Raw genomic sequence first — 6327 nt, 5'->3', positions numbered from 1 at the left:
GGCGGGGCCGCCGGACCGGCCGGGATCGGAATGCCCGTCGCGGGGCAGCTCACCAGCGCCTTCAGCGCGCGGCGGTTCCACCCGATCCTGCACGTGGTCCGGCCCCACTGGGGGAGCGACTATGCCGCGCCGGCGGGGACGCCGGTGCTGGCGAGCGCGGACGGCGTGGTGACGGCCGCCGTCCACAGCCCCTCCTACGGCCTGGCGGTCGAGCTGTCGCACTGGGGAGGGCGGCTGGTGACGCGGTACGCACACCTGTCGGCGGTGACAGTGCGGCCCGGCGAGCGCGTGCGCCGCGGCCAGGTGATCGGCCGGGTGGGCGCCAGCGGGCTCGCCACCGGACCGCACCTCCACTTCGAGATCTTCGTCGGCGGGCGGCGGCGCGATCCCGCGCGGCTGCTCGACCCCGCAGACGCCGTGAGCCTGCGCTGAACCCGAGCGCGCACGGCACCCATCGTCCAGTCCGAGAGAGCGAGCATGGCATACAGGAGGGGGGACTCGCGCGGCTTCACGGGGGTGGAGCTGCTGATCGTGGTGGTGGTGATCGGGCTCCTCGCCGGCGTGGCGACCGGGACGCACCTGGTCATGCAGCGCCGGGCGATCGAACGCGTCGTGGCGGGCGACCTGGACGCCTACGCCCAAGCGGAGATGACCGCCCGCGGCGACCAGGGGAAGTTCCTGGCCTACGACGAGCTCGTCGCCGCCGGTTTCCAGGGATGGAGCGACGACGTCGAACTGAACCAGGTGGAAACTACGCGGGACCGCACCTACGTGCGGATCCGCAGCCGCCGCACCGGCTACGCCTGCGCGCTCGACCTCTCGCCGGTGACGGGCTCCGCGTGGAACCGGAAGGTCTGCCGCGACCGCGAGGACGACCCCGCGCTCGCCGTCCCCGCAGGGATCGCGGTCACCGCGCCGGGCACCGACACGGCGTCCGTGGCCCGGCCAGCCGCGCCCGCGCCCCTCGCGGCGGACCACCTGCTGCCGCCCGACGTGGGAGACGGGGAGGACGTCGTCCTGGCGCCGGGTGCCAGCCGCGTCGTGCTCTTCCCGGTGACCAACCGGAGCGCCGAGGCGCGCACCTTCACCTTCTCCACGGCGAGCGCCGACCCGGGGCTCGCCCCGGTGCCCGGCCTGCCCGCCGCCGCGACGCTCCAGGCCGGCGAGACCGCGAGCGTCCCGGTCAGCGTCTCCGTGGCCCCGGGCTCCCTCGCCGACGTCGCGGCCGAGGTCGCGCTCACCGCGTCGGACGCGGGCGACCGCGCCTACTCCGGCTCCGGCCTCGTCCACGTCCGCGCCGCCCTGGCGCTCGCGGCTCCGGAGGTCGCCGCGCCCGCCGCCGAGGTGCGGGACGCGGGCGAGACCTTCAGCGTCGAGTACCGGGTGCGCAACCTGACCAATGCCGCGCGCGTGCTCCGCTTCCAGAACACGATCCCCGCAGGGTCGGCGCTCTCGGCGGCCGGAACCCCCCTCGACCAGGCGTTCCAGGCCGGCGAGGAGCGCGTCGTCACCGCGACCTACCGCCTCGATCCCGCCGCGGAGGGGGAGACGGCGTGGACGGCGCAGCTTGCCGCCAGCGACCGCGACGCGCCGGGGATCACGGCCACCAGCGACCCGTTCCAGGCGACGGTCCGCGCGGTGCTCGCCCCGCCGCTGCTCTCCGCCTTCCCCGCGGCGACCGTCCTGCCCGGCGAGACCGGCAGCAGCACGGCGACCCTCACCTCCGCCAGCAACGTGACGGAGACGGTGTGCTTCGAGACGGCGGTCCTGGCCGGCAGCGCGCCCGCGGGCTACGTCGTCTCGCCCGAGCCGCAGCCCCCGGCATGCCTGCGCATTCCGCCTTACGGGAGCGCCCAGGTCGTCCAGGCGGCCACCGTCGCCCCGGCGGCCGAGAGCCCATGGTCGGCCGAGGTCTCGGTACGCGCGTACGACGCCGCGCGTCCCCAACTCGCCGCCACCCGGCAATTCACCGTCGTCGCCGGGCTGGTGCTGGCGAACCCGGGGGTGTCCGTCCCGGCCACCCCGCCGCTGGTCTCCTGGACGCTCGGCGAGGTGCGGACCCTCGACTACACCCTGAGCAACGCGAGCAACGCCGCGCGGGAGCTGTGCCTGGATGTGGCCCCTTCCAGTGCGGTGCTCGTCCCGGCGGCGGCGCTGCCGGTGTGCGCGACCGTCCCCGCGCGCGGGAGCCAGGTCGTCCAGCACGCCCTCCGCGCCGCGGGTGGCGGCGAGGCCTCGGTCGCCGCGCGCGTCTACGACCGCCTTGCCCCCGCGTACCAGGCGCAGGCGAGCTTCGGCGCGCGCGTGGCGGACGCCCGCCCTGTGGCGCTCTGGTCGACGCCGTCGCCCTCTCTGGTGCGGCACTGGATCGACTTCGACGCCAGCCGCTCCTACAGCCCCTCGGGAACCCGCATCGCGCGCTACATCTGGAGCTGGGGGCTCTTCAACCAGCAGTGGGACGGCACCCGGTTCGTGGCGGGACCAACGGGGGTGGCCGGCGACGATGTGACGACGCCGGTCGTGCAGCGTGCGTACGACTTCACCGGCCGCTTCGAGGTCTGCCTGGTCGTGGAGGATGAGCAGGGGCAGCGGAGCGACCCCAACTGCGGCGGGGTGACGGCGCTCGCGGAGACGCGGGCGCGTCTGGCCTTCCGCTACCGGGGCTGGTGGTACGACGCCGGGTTCTGCATCGACGTGCCCTGGAGCAACCAGTGCCAGGCCTCGCACGGCAACGCACGCTGGGAGATCCTGCTGAACCAGTCGCAGGGCGACATCCCGATCCGCCGCGCGTGGGCCGACGTGCGGGTCGCCTTCTGGCAGACCGACGACAAGTTCCAGCAGACGTTCGACTACGCCGGCAACCTGGACGTGCCGCCCTACACCTTCAGCCTCGGCGGCACCCCGGCGCGCTACGACTTCCATTCCCAGTACTACAACCCGAGCGGCCCGGTGCAGCGCGGGAGCTGGCGCGTGCTCGACACGAACGGCACCGGCGGCGCCGGCTGGCCTTCCGAGCCGGACCTGCAGGGGCACCCGCTCGTCCTCAACGCCGACCTCGGCAGCGCCACCGGGATCTTCGACGGCGGGCCCCACTGGTCCCCGGACGCGGCGTGGATCACCCTGCACGTGGAGGACGCCGCGGGGAACGTCACCCAGCAGTCCGCCTACCTGGACCACGACAAGAGCGCGTGGAAAGGCGGCGAGTGCATCGACGGCACGAGCGGGTGGCTCTGCTCGCGCGGGTACGAGCGGCTGACGCCCCCGCAGGAGCTGCCGGTGGTGACCGTGACAAAGACGGGGCAGGGACCCGCGTACCGGTTCGCCGGATCGGCCACCAGCCCGGACGGCCGCCTCGTGGACTCGTGGTGGGAGGTGACCCGCGCGCCGCTCGATCCGCATGCGGGCGCGGGATGGAGCGCCACGTACCGGGGCACGTCCTACTCGGTCGAGCTGAACCCGTGCGAGGAGGTCTCCGTCACGCTCGTCTACGTGGACGACCGGGGCCAGAAGGGGCAGGCCTACGAAGGGGCGGAGCGGGGAACGCTTCAGTCGTGCAGCAAGCCGGGAGGGGCGAAATGAGGCGCCAGGCAAGCGTTCTGCGCGTGGGAATGGTATTGTCGGTGCTTGCCCAAGCTACCTGCGTGAGCCATACGTCGGAAGCCGAAGGTTCCGCACATCCAACTTTGCCCCAAGAGGCATCGCGAGAGGTTTCTACGCTGCTGTACGAGCGCAACCTCATTACCGATCCCGCTGTCCATGCAACAATGAATGTTTACGTGCTAGCTGCGACGCGGGACGGCGTGCCGGTTGACACTGCGATAATTCGTTTTCACGCTTGGCTGCTCAGATGGGTCCGGGATCATCCCGATCGCTTGGAGGAGGCGCGATTGGCGGCACTTCCATACCAGCCTCGAGATTGAGGGGGCGTCGTATGAGTCGGGGGTGTAACCGGGTGTAGAGCCTAGCCGAGCCGGTGTTTCGCTACGACCGCAGGCTCGCCGGTAAGTAAGGTCTTTACCTACGCGCCCTTTTCGGCTAGTCATTTTCCTTGTTTTTCTAGGCCTACTCGCTACCTTGGTGACCTAGGCTGTTCTAGACGAGATCTGGGTCATCAACTTGGATGGGCTGGTTTGCCTTTCGGGGGAACGCCCTCTGTCCGAACTGTCTCCCTTGGGCGGGAAACTCCCTAGACTTTGGTGCTCACGGGTTGACCTTCCCCCTTGCAGGGGTAGGGCTGACAAGAAGGCTATCGACCGCTGAGAGTTCCGTAACTCCTACAGCACCCCCATTCACAACGCGCTGGTGCCGCCTATCCACGCTGCGGGATAACGCCCGTGAGCGGGCACGACCGGGGTGCATGACGAACGCCGGCCACCGCACCTCAAGGGCCGCCGTTATTCGGAAGAGTGTCTAATACCGACTCCGCAGAAAGAGTGTGAGTATCGACCGGGGAAAACCGTCGGGATTGCTGGTGATTTTCGCTTCTGATACACGGATTGTCTGCGCGGATTCGGTATAACCCGCTCACATGCACCCGGACTGATTCATCGCAACGAGTACAAGTCTAAGGTTCGCCGCGCCGCCCGTATTCATCTCCATGTGCTCCTTTCCCCTTCTTGCTCAACACTGGAGGCACTTCCAATGGGACGTGGATCTCTGCTACTTCGCTCTCTAGCTGTTCTAGCTCTCCCCGTTTTGTTCGGATCCTGCGGAGGCGAGTCAACCACGACCCCACCAACGCCCAAGACATTTTCGGTTTCTGTGGTGCTTGGCGAGGGGGTTACCGGATCACCGGAAAGCGGTGCCGCAACGCATCCCGCGAATTCAACGGTCAACTACTCGCTCGCCGCAGGACTGGGTCGTTCTGAATTAGTAGTTCTGCTGGACGGAGCTCCGGCCCCCGCAAACGGAACAATACGAATGGACCGGAATCACACCCTGATTGCCGGTGCTGATATTGCTCATCCGGTAAGTGCGAGCGAAGTGGCAAAACTGGCTGAGATACGCGAGCTGGCTACATCACCCGCTGCCGATGTGATATTCCAGGAAATTCTGGACCGCGCGATACTGTTAAGCGATCGGGTGGGTGCGGATTCAGTGGTTCGGCTCTACTCGTCCATCAATGCGGCATTTGACCTCGTCGCTGATTCCGCGGGAATGCGTAGGGCACACCAAGCCCTCGACGGTCACATCTTCACCATCGGCGACACCACTACGCTCGCTGCATCACGATCTTCGCGCAGCGTGGTACCGGCAGCGGGCGCAGGTGTCAGCGTCATCTACGTAAACGGGGTCGGTAATTCTCCTGCCGATGCACTCGCCACTCTCGCTCACATTCGGCAGGTCCTGCAAACGAATGGCATGCCGCTCGATAGAAACCTGCGTGTCTCGCTCTTCTATAATGCGACTTGGACGCACCGGCCGAATGAGGTTGGAAAGTGTTTAGTGGCTGCTGCCTCGATCGCCTACAGCGCTAGCTGGCTGAAATGGGCGAACTTAGCATTGAAGTGCACCACGCTCGCGGATTTTGGTCGGGCCAAAGATCAGATGTTGGATGTACTCGGATACGCGCCCGACCTCGCGAACGTAGATGCAGTAAACCTTGCCTCGCGCATCCAACGCGAGGTCAAAGCCGGACGTGCGGTCATTGTTCTAGGACACTCTCAAGGGACCCTGATCGCGCAACAGGCACTCAAGCTCGTGACGGAGGGACAATCTGACGCGCGTACTGCCCCTGCGGCTTGCCTTGGCGCGATGAACTTGGCTGCCCCGCTAAGCTACATAGGTGGTCCTGTTGCGCGGAGGGATGGACTTGCGGTTCAGGGAACGGTGAGCAAGGACATCATCCTGTGGCTCGGCTTCAACGAGGAGGAGCATGCACCCAGTTACCTCTCGAATTACTACGATGCGTTCCGGACTTCCATCATAACTCCCGAGTTCACGCTGAATCCAATCAAAATAATTGGGAACATCACGTTGGAGGGCGCCTACCCTGTTGTCGTCGCCTTTAGCGATTATCAACTCCATCGGATTGACGGAGATTATCTTGGGACCGACGATGGGCGCCAGTGGGTGACGTCCCGCATGAGTAGTGAAATCGCGACGGTGAGTACAACGTGTGCCAACAGCGCGCCCTCGCTGCTGTCCATTATATCGGGCAATGGACAAACCGGTGCCCCCAACGCGGCGTTACCTGTTCCCCTGAAAGTCAGACTCACCAACCATAACGGTGCAGGAGTAAAGGGTGCGGTCGTCACTTTCGCAGTTGTCGCCGGCGGAGGCCAGGTTGCTCCACCAACGGTGCTTACAGACACCGCCGGCTATGCT

The 6327-nt window shown here is 67.1% G+C and carries 3 protein-coding genes; all 3 read left to right on the top strand.

The window, feature by feature from the left end:
- The coding region (locus tag VFE05_18150; GenBank protein HET6232001.1) for a M23 family metallopeptidase at positions 1-432 on the top strand (432 nt) is incomplete at its 5' end.
- Positions 433-477: 45 nt separating this feature from the next.
- A complete protein-coding gene (locus VFE05_18145; protein HET6232000.1) occupies positions 478-3579 on the top strand; it encodes a hypothetical protein in 3102 nt (1033 codons plus the stop codon).
- Positions 3580-4920: 1341 nt separating this feature from the next.
- Positions 4921-6327, top strand: a 1407-nt coding sequence (locus VFE05_18140) for a hypothetical protein (protein HET6231999.1), incomplete at its 3' end; no start/stop codon positions are given.

It is taken from the genome of Longimicrobiaceae bacterium (assembly GCA_035696245.1).
Taxonomy (GTDB): domain Bacteria; phylum Gemmatimonadota; class Gemmatimonadetes; order Longimicrobiales; family Longimicrobiaceae; genus DASRQW01.
Note: the sequence above shows the minus strand (reverse complement) of the source record. Positions and strands in the feature narration are given on the sequence as shown.

What these genes read in the sequence shown, in the direction of transcription:
- VFE05_18145 (HET6232000.1), top strand. Translation starts at nt 478, where the DNA reads ATGGCATACAGGAGGGGGGACTCGCGCGGCTTCACGGGGGTGGAGCTG.